The sequence below is a fragment of the Paraglaciecola sp. L1A13 genome (assembly GCF_009796745.1).
In the GTDB taxonomy this organism is placed as follows: domain Bacteria; phylum Pseudomonadota; class Gammaproteobacteria; order Enterobacterales; family Alteromonadaceae; genus Paraglaciecola.
In genome coordinates this window covers 3,670,596-3,692,803 of the sequence record NZ_CP047024.1, presented here as the reverse complement: position 1 = coordinate 3,692,803, position 22,208 = coordinate 3,670,596, and the positions used below count along the sequence as shown (strand labels likewise).

Here is a 22,208-nt window from a genome sequence, read left to right as displayed (position 1 = left end):
GCCTAAGATAGAATTAAACACATCACTAACGAAAAAAGAAGACAATTATGGATAAAAATAAAGTAGCAGTTATAACCGGAATCACAGGCCAAGATGCGGCATATTTAGCTGAGTTATTGCTCGATAAAGGATATAAAGTTTTTGGTACGTACCGTAGAACTAGTTCAGTTAATTTTTGGCGTATAGACGAATTGGGTTTGCAAGAACACCCCAATTTAACGCTTGTTGAATATGACCTAACCGACTTGTCTTCGAGTATTCGTTTGTTGAAAGATACTAAAGCTAACGAAGTATATAATTTAGCTGCTCAAAGTTTTGTTGGTGTTTCGTTCGATCAACCGTTGACCACCGCTGAAATTACAGGAATTGGTCCTGTGCATTTATTAGAAGCTATTCGTATTGTCGATTCAGGCATTCGTTTTTATCAGGCATCAACTTCTGAGATGTTCGGTAAAGTACAGGAAATTCCTCAGGTAGAGTCGACCCCATTTTATCCAAGAAGTCCTTATGGTGTTGCTAAACTTTATGCTCATTGGATGGTAATCAATTATCGTGAGTCATACAATATTTTCGCGACGAGTGGCATTTTATTCAATCATGAGTCACCGTTACGTGGAAGAGAGTTTGTTACTCGAAAAATTACCGACAGCGTGGCGAAAATTAAGTTAGGTAAACTTGATGTCTTAGAGTTGGGTAATATCGATGCTAAACGTGATTGGGGGTTTGCAAAGGATTATGTCGAAGGTATGTGGCGTATGTTACAAGCGGACAAGGCTGATACCTATGTCTTGGCCACAAACCGCACCGAAACTGTTCGCGATTTTGTGACTATGTCATTTAAAGCTGCAGGCATCAATATAGAATGGTCAGGTAAAGAAGAAAGTGAATTTGCTACAGATACTGCTTGTGGCAAAGTTGTAGTGAAAATTAATCCTAAATTCTATCGTCCCGCTGAAGTTGAATTACTTATAGGTAACCCTGTTAAAGCTGAGAAGGAATTGGGATGGAAGCCGACGACTAACTTGGAAGAACTTTGTAATATGATGGTAGAGGCTGATATTAGGAGAAATAAACTTGGATTCTCATTCTAAACCAACCGCTTTAATTACCGGTATAGACGGTTTTACCGGTCAGTACCTAAAAAAGACGCTTGAAAATCAGGGGATATGTGTGTTCGGTACCACACACTCCCGCTGCAATATCAAAAATAGCTATGTAATGGATATTACTGACTCATTAGCTGTAAGTAAGGTAATAAATTTAGTTAAGCCTGATTACATTATTCATTTAGCCGCTATTTCTTTTGTTGCTCACTCAGACCCTACTGAGTTTTATCGTGTTAACGTAGTGGGCACAGAGTGCTTGCTACAGAGTATTATAGACTCGGGCCTATCTTTAAGAAAAGTAATTATATCCAGCAGTGCTAATGTCTACGGAAATTCATCTGCGGAACAGATATCTGAAAATATATCACCAGAGCCTGTAAATCATTACGCTTGCAGCAAAATGGCAATGGAAAAAATAACAGCAAATTACTTTAATCGGCTACCTATTATAATAACTAGACCTTTTAATTATACGGGGGTAGGCCAAGCAGAGCATTTCTTAGTTCCTAAAATAGTCGCTCATTTCAAAAATGGTAAGAAAAAAATTGAATTAGGTAACACCGATGTTTACCGTGATTTTTCGTCCGTCGAATTTGTGGTTCAAGCGTACGCTAGCCTTTTAAATTCCGATGTCAAAAGTGAAATCATCAATGTTTGCAGTGGTCATAGCTATTCTTTACAGGAGATAATTGAAACTTTAGAAGAACTCGCCGGTTATAAGATAGAAATATGTGTCAATTCGGATTTTGTTAGAGCTGATGAGGTAAAAAAAATCACCGGTGATAACAGCAAGTTATTAACGATAGTCCCCAAGCTTTATATAAAAAAATTGGCACGGATATTAGAAGATATGTATTTAAACGGAATAAAAGATGATTGAAAATAAAGAATATCAAGGCTTTTTGGACGCAGTCGAAAAAAATAGGTTTATCGGTTGGGCTCGTGAAGTTACATCGAATTCAGTCGTCAATATAGTTGTTGCTATCGGTGATTTGATCATTAAACAGGTGGTAGCGGATAATTTTAGATCAGACCTTAAAGATAGTGGAATTGCCGATGGGAAATTTGGTTTTGATTTCTCTATCAGTAACGCTAGTTTAAATCTCGCAAAGGAATCTAAAAAGGGAGTTTCTCTATTCATTGAAAATATAAATGGCTTTTTGATTGCTGAAGTAAATTTGAGTAATGGTATTTTAAATAAAGAAGCGCAACAACTTTTTGGGGCTATTGCTGAAGAGTATATTTGTGCTACTCAGGAAGCTAACATAGAGTTTGATAAATTGCTTGATATCCCTAAAAGCTCATTTCAAAGAAGTCTGACTCCAAAAGTTACTACGCCACTATTAGAAAAAATGTTCGTAAATTCAGCTAATAAATCTGATGCTTCGGAATATTATACTTTTCAAAGAAAACCATCTTTAAGCCCCTACCTTGAATTTTGTCGGCATAGATTTAGAGCTGAAAAAATGTTTGATGTTAATACTAATACTGTTGATATCGATAATTTTTATATGTGGTATGTTGAATTTTATAATGGCACTCAACGTAAGTTTCTAAAGCCACCATTTAGTCGAATCGATTTAGAGTATTTAAATGAACTAATAATATTACCTGGTTGTACATTTCAATTATCTAGAGTTCATTTTTACTATATTTTAAAGCACAATCCAAATATTAATTTTAGTTCCGTTTTAAATGATGTTGCGCAGTATACTGCTCAGGTTTTTGATTGGACCTGCAAAGTATCGGTTCAGCTAAATGTAGACGATTGCCTTATACCGAAAAGCTATAAAGCTTTAATGTCTTCTATGAATACAGAATGGATGACGAAGCCTACACCGTTGACATTGATGTCTGAGCATTACTTTAATAGAGATGTTTCGCTCCATTTTCTACACTTAGATAATGAATTCGATCGGAAAGTATATTATGGCGTGTTGCTAATGAAGGCGATTGAGGAACCTATTTTACTTTGTGCTGTACCACAAAAAATAATAATTAGTTATTTTAGTAGCGTAGACGGTGAACTCAATCTACTTCAAAAGCTAATATTAGAAAACTGCGGGGGACTCAATAAGATTGATTCATTGCCGCTAGATAATTTTTCTAAAGCAAATTATTCTAAAATCCTTTTGTCAAAAGGATTTAATTTAGATAATTCCTCCTATTCGTCGATAGACTCTGTTGGGAACCGAATAGAATCAAACAAATATATTGTGGATTCATCAGAGCAGAGTGAGTTGTTTGATGTGCAGCTTATTGGACCTATCAATAAAGCGTCTGGACTAGGTCAGGCCACTAGGCTCAGCGCCGATATTCTTGCAAAAACCAATTTAAAAGTGAATTTAGTTGATTTTGGATTAGATAATCCCGCAAAAGAGGGGTTTAATTCAACTAGGTTGCTAGGTACTTTAGCTAAATCAAAGGTGAATTTAATCCATTTGAATGCAGAGTCACTACCTACTTTATTAGCATTTTATCCCGATGTATTCTCTGATAGTTATAACATTGGATACTTTTATTGGGAGCTAGATTCACCAGCTGCCTGCCATCGCTTAGCGATGCAGTTAGTAGATGAAATATGGGTTTCTACTGACTACGGCGTCAAGCAATACCAACCATTTTCTGATAAGCCAGTTACCAACGTTGGAATGGCTTATGAACCAAGTGAGCCGATTAATAAGCAGAGTGCTAAGAGTTTCCTGTCTGAAAGATATTCAATTGAATCAAGTAGCACCGTTTTCTTAGTCACCTTCGATTCGTTTTCATTTCCCGAACGTAAAAATCCTATTGCCACTATAAAGGCATTTCAGCGAGCATTTCAATCGAACGAGAATGTTAGAATGATTTTAAAAACGCAGAATCGTGATTTTATTGTGGATAAAAAGCAGATCGGTATATGGGATCAAATTAACCACTTAACGTCAATCGATTCAAGAATCATCATTATTAATGAAACACTTAGTTATCCAGAGCTACTCAAGCTTAAAGCTGGTTGTGATTGTTATGTATCACTCCATCGTTCTGAGGGGTGGGGTTTTGGTATGATTGAAGCAATGGGATTAGGTGTCGCAGTTATCGCCACTAACTATTCCGGAAATTTAGAATTTTGTAATCAAGAAAATTCATGGTTGATCGATTATGAACTTAAATTTGCTGACACCGATGATTATGTATATGTAAAAGCTGGACAACGGTGGGCCGAACCATCTATTGAAAGTGCTTCTAAGGCAATTCGAGAGGCTTATGAAAATCCTAAACTTCGGGCAAAGAAAGCTGATGCTGGTAAAAAAACTGCGACTAGTGATTTTAGCCTTACAACGATTTCAAAAAGATATTCTAAAAGATTGAGTTCAATTTTAAACAAATAGTTTTAATTACTAGGTATTAATTCTAAAAAAGTAGGTAAAATTATATGATCTCAGAAAATGAAGTTATACAGGTTTATAAAGGGCTGCTTAATAGGCAGCCCGAAAATCATAGGATCATTAAACAGTATGTAGATAGTTGCAATGATTTGTCTGAACTGTTAATAAAAATTTCTAATTCTTTAGAGTTTAAGAATAAATTTTACAATAGTTTAATTCCATCTAAGGTTCTTGTTTTTGTCCATATTCCAAAAACGGCAGGTACATTTTTAAGAACGGGTTGGTTGTTTAATAACATACGTACATACTTTTGGTCTGACGAGATGCGAGCATTTCCCACGATCTCTAATTTTGTAACTTCTAGTTTTGTGTCTTCTAGTTATGAAATGCTAGGAGGCCATTTACACCTTAGTCAATTCTTGAAATTTCCTACTAATCAACCAAGAGTTTTTGTTAGTGTAATTAGGCGACCTATTGACAGAGTGATTTCATTTTATAATCACGTGAAATATAGAGATCAAAAACATCCGATGAATGAGTTCCTTCAGAATAAAACACTATATGACGTGTTGAAGTATGAAAATTTGTTTTCGAAATCTATAAAGAATGAACAGTTAGCATATTTATTTAAATGCGATGACATTGACTTAGACCGTTTAACTAATAGAGATTCTATTATTATCGGTAAGCAAGAAAGTATTGACGATTTTATCAGAAAAGTTGATGACGTATTTGGATTCACAAATAAAGCTATTTTAGGCGGCGATCGAAACGCAGCTGAAAGTGACTATAAGACTCTTTTAATGGAAGAGGCTAACGCAGATTATGCAATAGAAATGTTGGGTAATATGTTAAAGCATGAACAAGAATTTTTTGATAGCTTTGATAGTTTAAAAGTTATGAACTTAAATGAGTATACAGAGGTTCGCAACAATTATAAATTTCTATGGTCACACTAAATGTTGACTTTCTTTAAATTTACTTGCTAGGCGTGATTCAGCTCGAACTAAGATTGAGTTTATACTGCCGCCTATTATGTCTAATTATCACGGTTCTAAATAAAATCAGTGTAATGCTGTTATCTTACTCAGTGAAAGGAAATTATTCATCAAATGAACAAACAAAATTCTTTTTACGAATTTGGACAAAATTTTCTTGGTCCAATTTGCAGTGAATATTTTTTCAACATTCGTACTTATTGTTCACAGAACAACATAGATTATTTAGGCTTTTTGGCCCGTGAAGGATACTTATTTCAGCGTATCTACAAGAGACTTGTTGCTAAGTCTTTGATGGAAAGATTAGATTCAAATTATATCTATGCGTCTCGCTCTTTTTTGTTTCGTTTAGGGATGGCTAATGATTTTTCATTAGAGTATTCGTTGTCTCATAGTTTTTCTGGTTCGCTTAAAAGTTTATTAATAAGGCGTTTCGGATTAACCGAAAGAGAAGTTGAAGGGCTTTTCAATGATGAAGCGTTAAAGCGCGAATGGGAGTTACCTGACCAGAAGGAAAGGGTAAAATCTTTTTTACTTGATGCATCTGACGCATTGACTAAAAAGACGCACGAGCCTCTTCAGCTTTACAAAGAGTACTTGCAGAGCACTGGTCTAACTGATGCTAAAAAGCCGCTTCTTTTGGATGTGGGGTATTCCGGAACGATTCAAAAATTACTGACTAGCATGATGGAGATTGATACGCACGGAATGTATTTCATCGCGACCAAATCCGGCGAGCAAATAATACAAAGCAATACGGTGACTATGAATGGGGTGTTCAAATCTGGGGTGAAAATGGGTGAGGGTTATCTTATGTTGGACAGATCTTTATTTCTCGAAGGATTATTGACTGCTCCCCAGGGCCAGTTTATCGATATACACAAAAGCAAGACGGATGGCTCGTTCAAGTTTACCTTCGCGAGAAAAGCTTATGCCCAAAATAACTTTCAAGATCTGAATGCTATCTTTGATGGCGCAATAGATTTTGTTGAGTTTGCTTTTAAAAATAATATCCGGTATTCGACTAGCGAAACAGAAATGCTATTTGCGCAATACGCGACTAAACGTAATATGTTGCCCAGTGCGACTTGGGCGATGTTTGATGTTGATGATGCTATTTCAGGTAATCCTAACGTTAATCCAGTAACTTTTTTCGGACTGTAGTTAATAATGCTAAACAAGATAAAACATAAAATAAGAATGGCACAATACAGATTCGAACTCCAAACGAAACGCCGCACGAGTAAAGCGTTTAAACAGGCGACCCGAGAAGGTCTATTTAATCTTGAATGGTATGAGGCGCATTATGGTAATTTCTCTCACCCTTTAAGGGCTTTTGAAGATTATCTGCACAAGTCTAAATTTGCTAATGTGAATCCTTCGGCTTTATTTGATACTGAAACTTATCTCAGAGCTAATACCGATATATATCATGCCGGAATAAGTCCTTTGATTCATTTTATGAATCACGGTCGCTATGAAGGGCGAATGTCGTCTGCAGCGGTATCACGTTGGAACCCAGTCGATGAGCTAGTACCAGAAGAATCGTTGAGTTGGCGCCAGCAAAAAGTGGCGATATGCCTACATATATTCTACTCAGACTTTGTTGATAAATTCGCTGAATGTTTAAAAAAATTCCCAATCAACATTGATGTTTTTGTAGCCGTATCAACAGCCGAGATTGCTGATAAGGCGAATAGACAATTTTCTCAATTGGGTACAGTGAATAAATTGAAAGTTGTCGTAACCCCAAATAGAGGCAGAAATTTTGGGCCTATGCTTGTGGAGTTTGGCAAAGAGTTACTTGAGTATGATTTGATGTGTCATTTGCATTCTAAAAAGTCGCTTTACTCTGGTAGAGAGCAGACACAATGGTTTGATTATTTAAATCAATATCTACTAAAAGACAAGCACACAGTTAAGTCGATATTACGATTATTTGCTAAAAATCCAGATTTCGGTATGTATTACCCTACTTCGTTTTGGATGATGCCATCCTGGGTAAATCACTGGACATGTAACAAAGCTTTTGCGAATGATTTTGTAGAAGGTTGGGGTATCGATATCTCACAAGACTTTGTTAATTATCCTGTAGGTGGAATGTTTTGGGCTCGACCAGATGCACTATTGCCTCTTTTATCTCAATCGTTCACATATGAAGATTTCCCTGAAGAACCATTGCCTAACGATGGTTCTTGGTTACATGCTTTAGAACGTTCGGTTGGTCTGTTAAGTGAAAAGCAGGGCTACAAGCAGTTTTTTTATTATCCTCCGGCAGGGCGTTTTACGTCAGATAAATCTCAAATATTTGCACAATACCACAAGCATCCAGAAGCGCTTTTTAATGAGTTAAATACTGTGGAAATTGTATCATTTGATATTTTCGACACAGTGCTACGGAGGGCTTTTACTGAACCTGATTATGCCAAATTAAAGTTAGGGAAGTTGTTGACTGAAAAAGGTGTTTTTGAAAGCCCTGAAACATTTTTAGCGGCTCGCAATGACGCAGAACTATCGTTAAGAAAGTTAAAGTCTTTTAAAGGCGATGTCAGTATTACCGAAGTCTATGACGCGTTAGCAAACGAGTTAAATTGGACTGCAACTGACAAATGCATGTATCTAGAGCTAGAATTTGAGTTAGATTTAGAGATGATCAAGCCTAAAGATGAGATGGTTAATATTGTGAATCGTTTGAGTGACGCTGGACGTGATGTATGGTTTATAACTGATATATATTATACGCATGAGCAGGTAGAGCGTATGCTGCGAAAAATAGGTATTAACATCCCCTTTAAGCTATTAGTTTCGAGTGATCTGGGAATGCGCAAAGACGCCGGTACAATGTGGCGATATGTTAAAGATGCTATCGATGTGTTGGGGAAATCACATATACATGTTGGTGATAGCGTACGCTCCGATGCGCAAATATGCGGAGATTTTGGTTTATCTAATATGCATATTCTTCATCCAAAAGATAAGTGGCAAGCGGCGGGTTACCCTGTTGTATTGACTAACCCGTTAGATGAAAGCCAGATTTTGAAATGGGGATCATTGATATCGAACTGTGGTCGCTACCCGTTCTTTGGTGAGTGATTTTTACCGAAATGTGGTTAGTATTTCGATAGTTAAGCAACTATATATTTGAATAATTATACGAATTGTATTGCTATTATCACGTCAGTTCAAAATAGCGTTCGGTATTTACGTTAACGCAATATTAGGTGAAAGCACTTTCGCTCTATTAGCTACAGCAAGTTAATAGAGCATATTTCAACAAGCTTCCGTCCGCTCTGTAACGCTATTTTATGACTCCTAGTCAGTTTGGGTGTTGAGAAGCCACAAATATTCCCATTTACCGAAAGCGAAGGTCTGAATTTCTCTAGATGTAGCCTAACGTCTTCGCGCTTCTGATTTAATTCAATAGGTTCTCTATTGCCTTCGGTAATAAGGAATAAACCTTCAAACGAATTAGATGTTGCAAACCATCCATTGAGAGATGCTTGAGAGTCATCTAAGTACCCTGTGATAGGTAGGTCAACACAGAAATCTAGCTTCTCATTCGGGGTAACTGAATAGGTCAACGACACTTTTTTTGCACTAGAGGTTAGACGTGTTTTTAATAGCCTAGCCGGATTACCACCGATTATACTGAAATCGTCAAAAGATTTCGTTACTACAGCCCCGGCCGCCACGATGCAATTTGTACCGATACTTACACCATCTAATATCGTAGCGCCGGCACCTATCCATGTTCCATTGCCAATATTGATACCCTCTGAGGTTATTGGCTGGTCTTTAATGTATTTATCAATTCTTGAAAAACCATGATTGAAACCGAATATCTGTACTGAACTTGCTATACGAACAGCATTACCGATAGTGACTGTTCCAATTATATTTGTTAGTGGGTTTACTGATACGTCGTTTCCTAAGGTAATATTTCCCCTGAGAGTAGCTAGAGATGCGATTTTAACTGAGTTACCTAATAACGCTTTGTCTGTAAAAAAATTGCAATCAGGTGCTATGTAGCAGTTCTTGCCTATTTTTGCATTTGCCATTTTTGCTATAACACGCTGAACTTTTGTCTGTTCGGAATTTTCAAATGTGTTGGCTGACCATGGTTCTATATGGTCTTTGCGTGATAACCATTCTTCTTCACTCAAGTTGTGCATTTTTACATCTCTAGTTAATTGAATAAAAATATCTTTTATTGCAAAGTCGGTTTTATCTCAATAATTTACTCAGAAAACTTCTAAATGGATTTCTATTCTGTGCGTGACTCAATTCTTTTTTAAATATGGATAATTTATGCTTATCTTGTTCTGTTAAACTATCTTGAGAGCTTATTAATAAAAAAAGTTTCTTTGTGAATTTAAAGTCTTCTTCAGTAAGAAAGTTAACCACCTTAATTAGGTGTTCATCGTATAGTTCTTGGTGCATATAAACTGATCTTTTTGTTTTATCTATATATGCAATCAAACTGTTGTAATTAATGATTGGGCACATGTCATTAATCGCTGTTATTTTCCTCTTGCTACCAGCTTTATAATCAATGTATGTCTGGTGAGGGATTAATGTGTAGTTTTCATTGCCTTTTGTATAAGCTTGCAGTTTTTTATCTAGAATGTTGTCTAAGCCATCTAGTAAGAAATTATTTGTCCAGCGCTTAAACTCTAAACAGTCAAAACTATAAGATGAATTTATAATAGGGATTATGTCATTTTCTATGACTAAATAGTCTAGCTTGAATATGGATAAAAAATCAGAAATTATATTTTTTTCAAAGAAATTTTTAACACCATAGGCTCTTAATAAAAAATATTGATTCCCATAGGTTGTAATGTATTCAATTAAACTATCTAAATACGTATATCTAATTTCTTTTCTCATCGCCATCGGCATATTTTGTCGATTTCTTTTAACTGACTGATTATATATTGATTCGATAAACTCATACTCGGGTCGCACGTAAGCAATAAATTTTATCTCATATTTTTCCGAATATTTCATAAATTCAGGTATTTGGTAGAAGAAGTACTCTGAGCTGAGTAGGAGAGTATCAAAACTAGCTACGTCAAATTTATCTAATAATTTTTGGAAATTTGAATGAGAAAAAGTTGATTTTTTCCCTTTTTCTTTATCTAAAAATAGCTGGTTATGCCCAGAGCTTACCTGATTTTCATCAACTCCGTGGGCAGGATACAGAACATTAGATGACTCATTTAATTCGTCAATGTGACGGCTTAGCCAACTTTGTAAAATAGATGTACCAGTTTTTGGTGGCCCAACATGAACATAAATACTTTTCTTCATGACTTAGTGCTAGCCTGCTAAATTGTTTGGCGAAAAATAATTAAATTCTTTATGCTTTTTTTGCATATCAAATTTAAAATAGGCGCATTCAGAGTTTAGGAATGTCACTATTGCTGTACTAGCCGTGACATCCGTTAAGTCTTCTAAATCAGAGCGCTTCAACCTGGCAGAAAAACCTAATGCCCCTCCTCTTACATTTAACATCTCGTTTACGTCCTCACGGATTACTCGTTCGATTATTTCAAATCTGAATCGACTTCGGTTTGTTAACTGAAGGAATATGTATCTTATCGGACGACTGTAGTTTACAAGGCCCCAACCTCTAATTTTGAGGTATTCACCTTCGAAAGCAATATAGTCAATTGACCCTCTAAATTTAGGGAGGACTTTTTCGAAACTATCGTCATCATCAGTCAGGCCTAACTTTTCTCTAGTTTCATTAATAGTACTAGAGAAAGGCCAATCTAAATTAAGCTGTTTTAATTTATGATATAGCGACATAGATTTTATATGGTTTAACGTAACTTGATTCTGTATATACTCTTCTTCTGTTTGTAAGAAAAATCTTACAAGGTGGAAACCTTTACCATTGTAATTTTTTAGATAGTCTAAGTTGAAATTTGATACCCGTCCGGTAAGCTTTTCTTTGGCATGTGTTTTAGCTATTTCATATGGCTTGTTGTGGAAATGTATATGGACTAAGTTAGTTCTAATTTCTTTGTCTGATGTCGTTACTTGGCCATGATGGAAACCTTGGTCTAGTTTAGCGATTGTATTTTTTTTAAAGAAACATTTGCGGTAAGGCTGTTTGTTAAACCAGAATGGACTGATACTAGAATTATAATATTGGCTATCAATCATCAATAACTCATTATTACTTTGGTAATTTAAAAGACTATACTCAAGAGACAATGGGTCAAAGCAAATATTACCTTCTTCGTCTACTGTTCCTAAGAACTCATCGCAGTCTATTACCATGTAAAAATCATAAAAATCTTCTTTATCTAAACTTTTTATTTTGTCACAGAATATAGAGCCTCTTTGCTCATAATCTGACTTCTTATTAAAGTCCCAGAGTACATTGACTTCCTTATTCTCAAAATTTGTTAATTGTTCAATAACTTGGTTATTTGTACTGCCATTGTCAAAGATAAATAAATTTGAACTCCCTACTAAATATGAATGATAAGTTATCCATTTTTTAAGTAACTCATTTTCATTTTTCTGCATCATCAAAATAGCTATATTCATTGTTTAATTACCAAAAACTGTAGATTTTTCCGCAAAGAGACTATTAGTTTTACCAATATATATTGCCTCTTTATTGAATTTTTAAGCCGGCTTAAATTTTTAAGCTTTCAAAGCGTTTTTAATTCGCTGGAGTTAAGGTTTCTAGAATACTCATGCTTTGTTATCTAGGCTACCGTTCTCATTGCAAATCTGGATATATCGCTCGATTGTTCTGCATTTAACACATGTTAATTCTTTAAATTTTGTCTTTATTAATGCTAACCCTATGTCCAAATTTATGTGCAATCTACTCGAAAAAAGAGGTGCAGAACCATATAGAGTATTTTATCCATTCGCAAGAGTATTGATCATATCCTCAGGTACAGTGGTGTAGTGATTGTTAGCCGATGTCATACCTAATCATTATACCTAACTATCGGTAAATGCTAAGTAGTTCATACTGCAAATTATATGCATTTCGTTTAAACTTGTTTTTGGCTCGTGTGAGCTACCATTGCGAATTGAAGACGTTATTGCTTACTGCGTATGTACGTGGGATTGTCCCTAAATTTCTGTGTATGAATTACATACAATTCATATGTTTTTTAGCGTTTACCTATACGTTCTGTATTTTCAATCTTGGTCACTAAAGTGTTCTATACCTGGCTTTCGCTTTAAATAGTTATATGGTCCTGTATCATTTGATTGGGATTTAGCATAAAAAATAATCCCTTAACCAAGAGTTAGACGTGCGCTGTTGGCTTGATGATTCCTTACTAAGGTGGGTTTCTAAGCAAATCGGGTAGTATGATCCGAGGCATTGGCTAGTCGATAATTTAAAAAGAAAAGACTTTTGAATAAAAAAATAATGAAACAAGTTATGTCGACAATTAAATTTTTTGTTGGCGTTTTTCCAGCAGAAACCAGAAAAAAAATGCGCCAAAATCTCTGGCTGTTTAATTTATATAGTCGTAGTTTACAGAAATCTGGGTTGTTCTACGGTTTTCCCACTCCGCAGAAATTACAAAAACTGTATATTAAAACGATCGTTAGGCAATCTATAGAAATTGAAAAGATATCCGCTGCTAGGATTTCTTATGTCAAAGCTAACTGTTGTATTGCTTTGAGTGGTCAGTCTGTTGATGACCTTCGCTCCATAAAAATGACACTGGCAAATACCGGTATACGAGCAATTTATTTGACTGGTGAAAAGTCTTTGGTTGAGCATTACTTGGCTCAGTTTGCGGGTGCGTCAGATAAATTTGTTGGCAAAATCGAACATTTGTTAGATGAGTTAGATTCGTCACCCTTGCTGGTATTAAGAGGGGGGGACATTCTTCATTCATCTGCGGTTAGTGTTTTCGCTCATTATTTGCAAGTTGAAAATAAGATCGCCAAGATACTTTATTGCGATATCGATAGTTATGATAGCTCAGGAAAACGACATATAGCCGAGTTTTTCCCCGCTTGGAACCCTGACCTTCAGCTAACGACTGGTTATGTAAGGACTGGTGTCTTTTTGCAAGGGGCTGACATTATTAATCAGTTTGTGCATTTTGTTATTATCAATCAAGGATTAAGCTCGATTGCGCTTTGGATGTCTTATAGTTACCTTCAAGACAGAAAAGTATCGGTTAATCACATACCTCTATGTTTACTTCATCAAACTTCTAATAAGCCAATGCAATGGCATAAGGAGTTAGCAAAGCTTAATCGAACGGAATTTGTGGTTGCCAAAGGCGAAGCGAGTTCTGTGGCAAAACTCGAATGGCATAAAGAGTCTCATCCTCTGGTTACTTTGGTGATCCCTACTAAAAATGCCAAGGATTTAGTGCAAACCTGTATTACTTCTATTTTAGCAAAAACCAGTTATCAAAATTTTGAAATTCTTTTAATCGATAATAATTCAGATGATCAAGATGCCTTAGCGTACTTTGAAACACTACAACGTTCCGAGCCTAAAGTTAGCGTATTATCTTATCCTTACGAATTTAATTATTCGGCTATCAATAATTTTGCCGTACGTCATGCAAAGGGCGAGATAGTAGGGCTTATTAACAATGATATTGAGGTCATTAGTGCTAATTGGTTAGCTGACATGGTTGGGCAGGCTATTCGTTCTGATATTGGTTGTGTAGGTGCTAAATTATTATACCCTGACACTCGCATACAACATGCTGGTGTAGTAATGGGCTATGGTGGTGGGGCTGGTCACGCCCATAAATATTTTCCTCGATATCACCCTGGTTACCTTAATCGTCTAGCGGCAACACATAATTACAGCGCTGTGACAGCGGCCTGTTTGCTCATAAAAAAAGTAGACTTTGACGCCGTAGGCGGACTGAACGAGAAAGATCTGACGGTGGCATTTAATGATGTTGATTTCTGTCTTCGGATCCTGGCGTTAGGTCGGCGTAATCTTTACTGTGCAGAGGCTGAACTATTTCATCATGAATCAGTATCGCGAGGTGCAGACGATACATCTATAAAGCGAGAGCGTTTTGAAAACGAGTTAACTTACTTGCAGTCTACATGGGCTGATATCATAAATGATGACCCAGCTTATAATCCGAATTTGACCCTGCGATTCGAAAATTTTTCGATAAAAGATTAGTTAATAGCAAGTATGACAAAAAATCCGAGCGGTGCTTCTCATTATAATCATAAGTCTGCGTCTGCAGACTTATGTGAATTACAAAATGCAGTCGTTATACCTTTGGCGCCAAATAGCAATCCAAATAATGTTAAAGGGGGCGTGAAAAGCTCGAGGCTAGATGAAAAATTTCTTCAGTGTCGATGGAGCGCTGTGCACAGTTCAAAAGCTAGTCTAGAAACCGTTACCGATCTCACTTACATGCAGCAATGGTCCGGTAAATTGTCGCATCAAAAAGGACGCTATCTTTTTGGCGGCCCTATATTTAAAAACTTCGGACACTTTTTAGCTGAAAGTATACATCGTACCTGGGCCTATGAGACGCAAGAAAAAAAGAACAATGTAAATTATCGGGGCGTAATATTCTTACCTCAAAACACGAAAAAGCTGAATTTCATTCAACGACTCAACTACAAATTACCGCCGATATTCAAAGAAACCTTACATTATTTAGGAATACCAAAAAGCAAAATTAAGTTTTTGTTTTCTGCTAAATCTTTTGAATCACTCGATATACCCCAACAAGCGAGTCATTTTCGGTCACCAGTGCCAATTAATGATAGTTACAAATCTTATCTTCTTCGTTGTGAAAAGCGTAATGGCATCGTCTCGAATGTGCATAACCATAAAAAAGTATATGTGAGCCGTACTCACTTTTCTCTTCGGGGTGCTTTTGCGGGGGAGTCAACTTTAGAGGCTGTGTTTAAACGAAATGGATTCCATATTTTTTATCCAGAGCAGCATACTTTGCTTCAACAGCTTCAAACTTATAAAGGGGCCGAGGAAATCGTCTTTGCTGAAGGAGGAGCTTTACATGTGTTGGAGTTACTTGGTGAGTTGTCTGCCGACATTTATATCATAGCTAGACGGCCTAAAAGCCCCGCGGTGTTTAATGCGATGCTTGAAGCAAGAGTCACTAAGTTTATGTTTTTTACCGCAGTGATCACCTTACCTTCGTTATTTGTACCAAAACGAAGTAACAGGACTGCCCATGGTTCGGCTATAAGTCTTTTAAATTACAATGAGTTGTTTGAATTTTTGTCCAAAGAGTTACAGATAAAGGTCAATATCTCAGATATCGAGGAATTCAAGAAAGCGACTCGTAGAGACGTTGACCTATACTACGCGCATTATAAAACCTTGATCCCAGGTGATGAATCAGTCAAAGCTAAGGCAATTCAAAATTTTATAACTCAGCTTCGAAGTCTACCAGACTTTCTCGAGCATCAATTTAACAATTAATATCCTTATTCAGTCACCACACAGTTAATTGCTAATATCGGACAAAAGATCACTTTTAGTACTTTGATAAATAAATTTGCTATACTTCGCCGTCAAAATTCCACCTCTCGGCGAGACGACAACCATAGTGGCTTGCGGTAAAATAAAAACACAAATAAAGGTCGCTTTCCAAGTTGAGTAATTCATTTAAAATTATCCATGAAACAGCAAAAATTAGTTCCTTCGATTCAATCGTTGCTATGGGAGTGTATGCAGGTGACCGATTGGAGTGGGTCGAGGAGGCTATTAACAGCTTATTGACGCAATCCTATCTAGATTTTCTTTATGTAATTGTCATCGATGGTGAAATTCCACTAAATATTCGAGCATTTCTATTTAAAATAGCTAACGAGCATAACAACGTTCAATTGGTTCAGGCCGAGCATAATGTCGGCTTAAGCCAGTGCATGAACTTCGTAATTGAATGGTCATTAGAAAATGTTAAATCAGCTAAGTACTTCTTTAGAATGGATGCAGATGATATCTCTATTGAGAATAGATTAGAGAAGCAAATTGATTTTTTACAAAAGAATCCAAGTATTTCTGTACTTGGCAGCGGCTTGGTAGAGATCAATGAGCAAGGCGAGAAAGTAGGTCAGCGTAAGCTGCCTTTAAAGCATCACGAAATTATGCGTTTTTTGCCCAAGCGTTGTTCTATTAATCATCCTACGGTTGCCATCCGCTTTAGTGTATTTGAGCAAGGCTATCGTTATCGTAGTGACTTAAAAAATACCCAAGATTATTTCTTTTGGGCTGATTTAGCGGCGGCGGGTTTTAAGTTTGCTAATTTACCCGATAAGCTTTTAGAGTTTAGACGGGTTAACGATTTCTATAAGCGCAGAGGCTACAGCAAGTCTTTAAACGAGTTTAAAGCGCGCTTTTACACCATGAAAGTGTTGAATCGCTATGGAGTGGGTAATATTGTTTACGCTTGTAGTGTATTAATATTACGGTTAATGCCTGCGAAACTTGTTAAACTAGCTTACAAATTAGACCGATATCTTCTAAATAAACGAGTTAAGCACGAGTGATTGGCGCGACAATAATCTTATATAAACCCGAGCTAGCCCAGACTCTTCCCCTGTTGCTGAGTATTATTGAGCAGGTTGAGGTAATAAGTATTGTCGATAATTCACCCGTGCCAACAGAATTAGATTTAGTCCATGAAAACCTTCATTACCATCATTTCCCAAATAATATTGGCATTGCCGCAGCACACAATATCGGCTTACGTGATTTAAAAACGGCCAATTGTGAGTATGGTATTCTGCTCGATCAAGATAGCTCGATAGATAATGACTTCGCTTTTCGCTTGTCATCACTCATGGTGGCTTCTAGGGTCGAAAATAGGCCACTTGTAGCCATTGGCCCGCGCATTATCTGTTCTTTTACTGATAAGACAATAAAGCCTCGTGTTCAACGTGAGATATCTGTTTATGAAGATTTGGTTTGTGTCACACAAATTATATCTTCGGGCATGATGATTGACTTGGCTAAGCTTGAAAGTATTGGGCTTAAGGATGAGTCGTTATTTATTGACGGCGTTGATCATGAATGGTGTTGGCGCGCAAAGCAACAAAACCAGATGGTGGCGATTGCAGAGAAGGTTGAAATGGTTCACCAACTCGGTGATGCACGCCGTAAATTTGCCGGAGTGACCTATAAAGTTGGTTCGCCTGTTCGACTGTATTACCAGTTTCGCAATATTCTGATTTTAAGCCGCAGAGGTTATGTACCTTGGTATTGGAAAGCTCGTAATCTTCTGTGTATGCCGATCCGTTTTTTTGCTAATGCACTTTTACAAACAGATAGATTGCAACGTATAAAATTTATGGCTTGTGGGATAATCGATGGGCTTTTAAAACGTGACGGATCGTTCAGCAAGCATTGGTAAGGTATTCTTAGTGCTCGTTACTTCTAATCTATACGCAACAAATTTCGTTCTATTCGCGTACATTAAACCTTCGTATTTTTTGATAGCCAACCTTCTGCAATTCTAAATACAAATGATTGGTAGCAGCCTAAATCTAAGCTGCTACCAAATTAGATAAAATATTATCTTGCGAATGGCGAGCGTTCGTTTGTTGTACCGAATAACTCAATAGGTCTGTTAAGCGCTTGGCCACCATCACGAGAGATCGGGATCCATGGGATTTTACCGCTTCCTTTGGCTGGTTTAAGCGAGAACAAATCAAACGGAATAGAAAGGTAGAAACCTTTGGTAAAGCTACCTTCTCCGTATTCTTCTGAACTGACATTGGTTATGGCTGCATACGCACCTACAACAATGCCGCTGTCGAAGCGCTTAGCAAAATCTATGGTTACACCTTTATCTTTCGCTAGGTACTGGCCAACCTTCACAGTAAGAAGCGTATCAGGCAAGAACTCAGGCTGCCAAAATACATTTGCATGCCCTGTTAGTACTTTGTAATCAAAGAAATCTAAGTCGTTGTCCCAAGAGCGCTGTTGTACATAGTTGATGTCAAAACCAAAGGCTAAGTTGCTGTCTACTGGGCGATAGAGTAATTCACCGCCTACACCGCCATACATGGTTTCTAAATAGCCACCGTAAACTTGGGCATATAGATTTTCGGCGATTCTATCGTTCCAATGTAAATAGAGGTTCTCCATGGTGATATCGCTACCAGACACGTATTCTCTGATATTTGTTCTTACGCGAGGAAGCGTGCTTGGGGCTCTGTCTGTGGTAAAATTAAACTTATCGAAGTTTTGCAATAAGTTAGCTTTGATTGTGCCCGCTACACTCGTTTTCCCGTCAAAGCTATAGCCACCATTGACCATAACCCCTGCCTGATACAAATAGAATTCTTCTGGATTACCAAAGGTTTGGATCCAAAATGCTTCTATTCCGGTGAAGAAACCGCTCGTATTTTTAGGGTTGTAGTGGTCTAAACTATCCTGACTTATGTCTTCTCGTTTGTAGCTTTCTGCTAGGTTCGGCTCAAGAGTTTCATACCTTGCTTGGCGTTTAAATTCTTGTGCGTCAACGACGGTTTCTACCATAGGTACTGAACCAGCAGTATTTACAATACGATAGGTGTCTACGCTTTCAGGAAGCTCAGACGCTAAGATCCGACCCACACGCTCCGTCGCTTCATCTTCGTACCTATAGCTAGTCTGTTGACCAAAAATAGTCACCTCGTTGTCTTTGATATGTGAGGTGCTTAGTGCAAATCCTGCTTGATAGTACAAATCTTGCGTTAAACGTTGGCTATTTATGTCTGTTACGCCAAATTCATTTTTGTCATTGCTTAGCGGGCGAGGTGGTTTGTCGACCTTTATTTGTGAAAGCGTGTGCAAATTAAAGTTATAGCTCACACCAAAGCCAATGGTATTGCCTCGCTGATAATTGAGGCTAAAATCAAAATCATTCCAGCTGTAATTGGCGCCAAAATTCCATTTGCTATCTTGCGTTAAGCTACCGGCTCTGTCGTTAATGTAATTATTGCCCTCGTACTCTAGTTTGAGTCTTAATGGTTCCCACGGCGTTTGATATTCAATACCACCAAAGAGCGAGGCAGGGCCTTTAAAAAAACGTTGATAATCAATTTTTCCGCCATTGCCAGTGAATCCACCTGGACGATCGCAGTAGCTATCAGATGCTTCACAAAACGGGTTGGAAACGTTGCCTGATGTGCCTAAGTAACCCCAACCCATGTTGACATGGAAGTTAAAGTTACCTGCTTGTTTACTTAAACCAATAAACTCACTTTCAAAAAAGCCGGTTCCGCCAAAGTCACGAAAGCCAACTGAAAGTTCAGGTAGATAGTAACTTTCTTCTAATAGGCGAAATTTGACATCGATTCCTTTGTCTTTAAGTGTTTGATCGCCACTAAACCCAGGGAATGGGCTGTAAAGCTGTGTGCGTACATCTGTGTAGCGAACCGTTGTTTGCATCCACGGGAATAATTGCAACGTTGCGGACCAAAAGCGGTATTCGTCATTATCGGTGTAGTTAAGGCGTAAATCGCCTTCTGCCAGCATGCGTGAGGTAGGGGTTTGTATTAATCCTGTGCCTCCGTGCACCATTAATGAGCTTCCTACCGGGGAGATGTTCCATTCTTCGCTTTGCGCTTCTGCATTGACGTTAGAAGCGATAGTTAAAGCCGCTGTAATAGGAACGAGGTAATAGGTTTTCATTGTTACTCTTTTCTTGCGACTCATTTAGGCAGCCTATTTTTGGCAAGCGTGACAATTTGTTGATTTAATTCAGCAATTTCTGGCGAGAAAATGGACTCTTTAAACGGGATGTAAATTTGACTGCCAGGCATGACTTCTTGATGCTGCTTGTTCCAATAAGCTACTGGCGCTTGAATAACTCGCCCATCAGCTTGAATAATTTTCACGAAGTCTTTGTTCGCCGAGTTTAAAAAGCCTTCTTCATCAACATATTGGCTCACGTCGCCGTATGGAATATGTTGAATTGAAACTTTACGGTTTACAGCGCCGAATACTTTTACTGCTTGAGGGCGGGCCGTTAAGTGTAAAATATAGTACCCGTCGTCAAATTTAGGATTACTCGCTGCTGACACTCGCGCTAAATCAAAGTCAATCTTTACGGCTAAACGTTTGGCCAATGTCCATGTCTTAATATCAGTTGCTAGTTGCTCAATTGCATGTCGGAACTGGGGCGATTCGCTTTGTGATTTAGTGGATATGGTTGACAGATTTTTTAATGCTAATTGTCGAGTTTTTTCTAAATTAATATCATTTGGTGAGTATAACGTTGCAGAAGGCCAATATACCTTATCATCTACGTTTAAGCTGGTAAGCACATCTGTTAAGCGAGGTTGAGAATTAAATTGAAATTCAGCTTCTTGCCATTGAATTGTTACGATGGCAGATGTGCTGAAACTCAAGCTGGTTAGCGCTATAAATAGTATTTTTTTGATATGTTTGTTCATTTTTGACGGCTCTAATTATAAATCTAACCGCGCGATGCGGCTTAGGTAAATCATTTCAATCGGCTCTGATAGCGGGGATAGCGTCTGCTTCGACTTTATAAGGGTGCCGGTGGTTTTCTCAAACCAATAATAATTATTCCATTCATGTTGAGTTCGTACATAGTTTGAAGGAGCTTCGTAACGTAATTTCTCAATATAGAGTAGGGTATCTAACTGCTTGGTAAGAATATTGAGTTGTGTTACTTGTGGCTCATCAAGCTGGGAGGTAACAGGGTAACCGTACTCGTCATTGTTCCAATCTAATGAAAAGTCCCATGCTTTGTTGCTTAGCTCACCTGGTAGCTGTTTAAGGGGATCTTCAGAGCGGTTCGCTGTGTAGATCAGATCGCGTCCAAGCCCAATCGTTCTAACAATTCGGCCATTTTCCATTATCAGCATCGCATCGTCGCCAGACACCCACTTGTGTTGACCGTTTTCAAGATAGGCCAATGCCATAATAGCTGTAGGCCTTTCGCCACGAGTAACCGACATCACATCAATAGTGGAGTTTTGCACTCCTTCTAAGTTCATGCTCGCGTTCTGAGGTTCTTCTAAGGCAATTTTGATTGTTTCATAATAGGCATGATAAGTGCCACCGCAGCCAGATAGGCTAAGCAAAGAGATAAAGATTAATAGAGGCGTTTTTAAGTTCATGATGAACGGCGTTTCCGCTTAATGTTATGGTGAATATGCAATAAAAAAGCCGCCATTGTAGGCGGCTTTCAAAACTTTTAAAACGCTTAGATTGTAGGTGCGTATGTAAAAGTAACTGGAACAGTAGTTGTACTAGTCATAGTACCTGTACCCGTTACAGTCACAGTAGTAGTTGTACCAACACAAACACCATCTACTAACGCATCGTCGCCACTACAGCTTGGATCAACAGGCTCATCGATTACGGTTGAAGAACCACGGTTGTTTGAAACAACCGCACCAGCGATAGCTAAGCCAACAACACCTGCAGCGATAGTACCAACTGATACGCCACCAATTGCTGCTGAAGAAGATTCACTTCCACCAGCGTTTTCTTGAGCGATTACTGTGTTACCAGCAAGTGCTAATACTGCTGTTGCAGCCATAAGAATTTTTTTCATAATATAATCCCTTCGAGTTAAGTGAAATCAAGACTGGTTCGATTCTAATGGAATAATTTACTGACCTCAATAGCTGCCGATAAAACAATCACTAAAATAACGTCTTACGCGGTGAAATTGGATGGGCAACCAGAACACTAAAGTATTTTCTATGACCTTGTAAGCCATGTTATCTGTGGATAAAAGAACTTTTTGCTGCTT

The 22,208-nt window shown here is 37.6% G+C and carries 17 protein-coding genes; 10 read left to right on the top strand and 7 right to left on the bottom strand.

Going from position 1 to position 22,208, the window contains the following annotated elements; translation table 11 throughout:
• The first annotated feature begins 47 nt into the window (after window positions 1-47).
• The 6 genes from gmd (at window position 48) to GQR89_RS15625 (ending at window position 8,565) form a co-directional block, all read left to right on the top strand.
• Window positions 48-1,091: a GDP-mannose 4,6-dehydratase gene (gmd, locus tag GQR89_RS15650; RefSeq protein WP_158770901.1), complete on the top strand. Its 1,044-nt coding sequence runs from the start codon at window positions 48-50 to the stop codon at window positions 1,089-1,091.
• The gene (locus tag GQR89_RS15645; protein WP_158770900.1) at window positions 1,075-1,986 is read left to right on the top strand and encodes a GDP-mannose 4,6-dehydratase; all 912 of its coding nucleotides are present in this window, start codon (window positions 1,075-1,077) and stop codon (window positions 1,984-1,986) included. The genes gmd and GQR89_RS15645 overlap by 17 nt, the downstream gene beginning before the upstream one ends.
• A complete protein-coding gene (locus GQR89_RS15640; protein ID WP_158770899.1) occupies window positions 1,979-4,477 on the top strand; it encodes a glycosyltransferase in 2,499 nt (832 codons plus the stop codon). Before GQR89_RS15645 ends, GQR89_RS15640 begins: the two co-directional genes overlap by 8 nt.
• Window positions 4,478-4,521: 44 nt before the next feature.
• Complete coding sequence (locus GQR89_RS15635; RefSeq protein ID WP_158770898.1) at window positions 4,522-5,433, top strand: sulfotransferase family 2 domain-containing protein; 912 nt, start codon at window positions 4,522-4,524, stop codon at window positions 5,431-5,433.
• A 153-nt stretch (window positions 5,434-5,586) separates the two neighbouring features.
• Window positions 5,587-6,636, top strand: a complete 1,050-nt coding sequence (locus GQR89_RS15630) for an HAD family hydrolase (RefSeq protein ID WP_158770897.1) — start codon at window positions 5,587-5,589, stop codon at window positions 6,634-6,636.
• Window positions 6,637-6,672: 36 nt separating this feature from the next.
• On the top strand, window positions 6,673-8,565 hold the full coding sequence (locus tag GQR89_RS15625) for a rhamnan synthesis F family protein (protein WP_233268988.1): 1,893 nt from the start codon (window positions 6,673-6,675) through the stop codon (window positions 8,563-8,565).
• Window positions 8,566-8,717: 152 nt separating this feature from the next.
• Here the strand turns inward: GQR89_RS15625 and GQR89_RS15620 are convergent, their stop codons facing one another.
• The 3 genes from GQR89_RS15620 to GQR89_RS15610 are packed head-to-tail and all read right to left on the bottom strand — an operon-like array spanning window position 8,718 to window position 12,036.
• Window positions 8,718-9,644 (bottom strand): DapH/DapD/GlmU-related protein, encoded by a 927-nt coding sequence (locus GQR89_RS15620; RefSeq protein WP_158770895.1) that lies wholly within the window; start codon window positions 9,642-9,644, stop codon window positions 8,718-8,720.
• A 52-nt stretch (window positions 9,645-9,696) separates the two neighbouring features.
• Window positions 9,697-10,785: a hypothetical protein gene (locus GQR89_RS15615; protein ID WP_158770894.1), complete on the bottom strand. Its 1,089-nt coding sequence runs from the start codon at window positions 10,783-10,785 to the stop codon at window positions 9,697-9,699.
• Between the two features lie 9 nt (window positions 10,786-10,794).
• On the bottom strand, window positions 10,795-12,036 hold the full coding sequence (locus GQR89_RS15610; RefSeq protein WP_158770893.1) for a glycosyltransferase family 2 protein: 1,242 nt from the start codon (window positions 12,034-12,036) through the stop codon (window positions 10,795-10,797).
• A gap of 859 nt (window positions 12,037-12,895) precedes the next feature.
• On the opposite strand from GQR89_RS15610, the gene GQR89_RS15605 reads away from it, so the two are divergent.
• The 4 genes from GQR89_RS15605 to GQR89_RS15590 all read left to right on the top strand — a co-directional run bounded on the left by GQR89_RS15605 (window position 12,896) and on the right by GQR89_RS15590 (window position 17,843).
• Complete coding sequence (locus tag GQR89_RS15605; protein WP_233268987.1) at window positions 12,896-14,629, top strand: glycosyltransferase; 1,734 nt, start codon at window positions 12,896-12,898, stop codon at window positions 14,627-14,629.
• Window positions 14,630-14,641: 12 nt separating this feature from the next.
• Window positions 14,642-15,910, top strand: a complete 1,269-nt coding sequence (locus tag GQR89_RS15600) for a glycosyltransferase 61 family protein (protein WP_158770892.1) — start codon at window positions 14,642-14,644, stop codon at window positions 15,908-15,910.
• Between the two features lie 173 nt (window positions 15,911-16,083).
• Window positions 16,084-16,980: a glycosyltransferase gene (locus GQR89_RS15595; protein ID WP_370460952.1), complete on the top strand. Its 897-nt coding sequence runs from the start codon at window positions 16,084-16,086 to the stop codon at window positions 16,978-16,980.
• The gene (locus GQR89_RS15590; RefSeq protein WP_158770891.1) at window positions 16,977-17,843 is read left to right on the top strand and encodes a glycosyltransferase family 2 protein; all 867 of its coding nucleotides are present in this window, start codon (window positions 16,977-16,979) and stop codon (window positions 17,841-17,843) included. The genes GQR89_RS15595 and GQR89_RS15590 overlap by 4 nt, the downstream gene beginning before the upstream one ends.
• A 161-nt stretch (window positions 17,844-18,004) precedes the next feature.
• Here the strand turns inward: GQR89_RS15590 and GQR89_RS15585 are convergent, their stop codons facing one another.
• From GQR89_RS15585 to GQR89_RS15570, 4 genes are all read right to left on the bottom strand, one after another.
• On the bottom strand, window positions 18,005-20,110 hold the full coding sequence (locus GQR89_RS15585) for a YjbH domain-containing protein (protein ID WP_233268986.1): 2,106 nt from the start codon (window positions 20,108-20,110) through the stop codon (window positions 18,005-18,007).
• Window positions 20,111-20,130: 20 nt separating this feature from the next.
• Complete coding sequence (locus GQR89_RS15580; protein WP_158770889.1) at window positions 20,131-20,874, bottom strand: capsule biosynthesis GfcC family protein; 744 nt, start codon at window positions 20,872-20,874, stop codon at window positions 20,131-20,133.
• 15 nt (window positions 20,875-20,889) lie between these two features.
• Window positions 20,890-21,567, bottom strand: coding sequence for a YjbF family lipoprotein (locus GQR89_RS15575; protein ID WP_158770888.1), 678 nt, complete (start codon window positions 21,565-21,567; stop codon window positions 20,890-20,892).
• 86 nt (window positions 21,568-21,653) lie between these two features.
• Window positions 21,654-22,007 carry a hypothetical protein gene (locus GQR89_RS15570; protein ID WP_158770887.1) on the bottom strand — a complete coding sequence of 118 codons (354 nt, stop codon included), beginning with the start codon at window positions 22,005-22,007 and terminating at the stop codon, window positions 21,654-21,656.
• Window positions 22,008-22,208: the final 201 nt, after the last annotated feature.

Coding starts and splice junctions, on each gene's coding strand:
- gmd (WP_158770901.1), top strand. CDS start 48: ATGGATAAAAATAAAGTAGCAGTTATAACCGGAATCACAGGCCAAGAT.
- GQR89_RS15640 (WP_158770899.1), top strand. CDS start 1,979: ATGATTGAAAATAAAGAATATCAAGGCTTTTTGGACGCAGTCGAAAAA.
- GQR89_RS15635 (WP_158770898.1), top strand. CDS start 4,522: ATGATCTCAGAAAATGAAGTTATACAGGTTTATAAAGGGCTGCTTAAT.
- GQR89_RS15630 (WP_158770897.1), top strand. CDS start 5,587: ATGAACAAACAAAATTCTTTTTACGAATTTGGACAAAATTTTCTTGGT.
- GQR89_RS15625 (WP_233268988.1), top strand. CDS start 6,673: ATGGCACAATACAGATTCGAACTCCAAACGAAACGCCGCACGAGTAAA.
- GQR89_RS15620 (WP_158770895.1), bottom strand. CDS start 9,644: ATGCACAACTTGAGTGAAGAAGAATGGTTATCACGCAAAGACCATATA.
- GQR89_RS15615 (WP_158770894.1), bottom strand. CDS start 10,785: ATGAAGAAAAGTATTTATGTTCATGTTGGGCCACCAAAAACTGGTACA.
- GQR89_RS15610 (WP_158770893.1), bottom strand. CDS start 12,036: ATGAATATAGCTATTTTGATGATGCAGAAAAATGAAAATGAGTTACTT.
- GQR89_RS15605 (WP_233268987.1), top strand. CDS start 12,896: ATGTCGACAATTAAATTTTTTGTTGGCGTTTTTCCAGCAGAAACCAGA.
- GQR89_RS15600 (WP_158770892.1), top strand. CDS start 14,642: ATGACAAAAAATCCGAGCGGTGCTTCTCATTATAATCATAAGTCTGCG.
- GQR89_RS15585 (WP_233268986.1), bottom strand. CDS start 20,110: ATGAAAACCTATTACCTCGTTCCTATTACAGCGGCTTTAACTATCGCT.
- GQR89_RS15580 (WP_158770889.1), bottom strand. CDS start 20,874: ATGAACAAACATATCAAAAAAATACTATTTATAGCGCTAACCAGCTTG.
- GQR89_RS15575 (WP_158770888.1), bottom strand. CDS start 21,567: ATGAACTTAAAAACGCCTCTATTAATCTTTATCTCTTTGCTTAGCCTA.
- GQR89_RS15570 (WP_158770887.1), bottom strand. CDS start 22,007: ATGAAAAAAATTCTTATGGCTGCAACAGCAGTATTAGCACTTGCTGGT.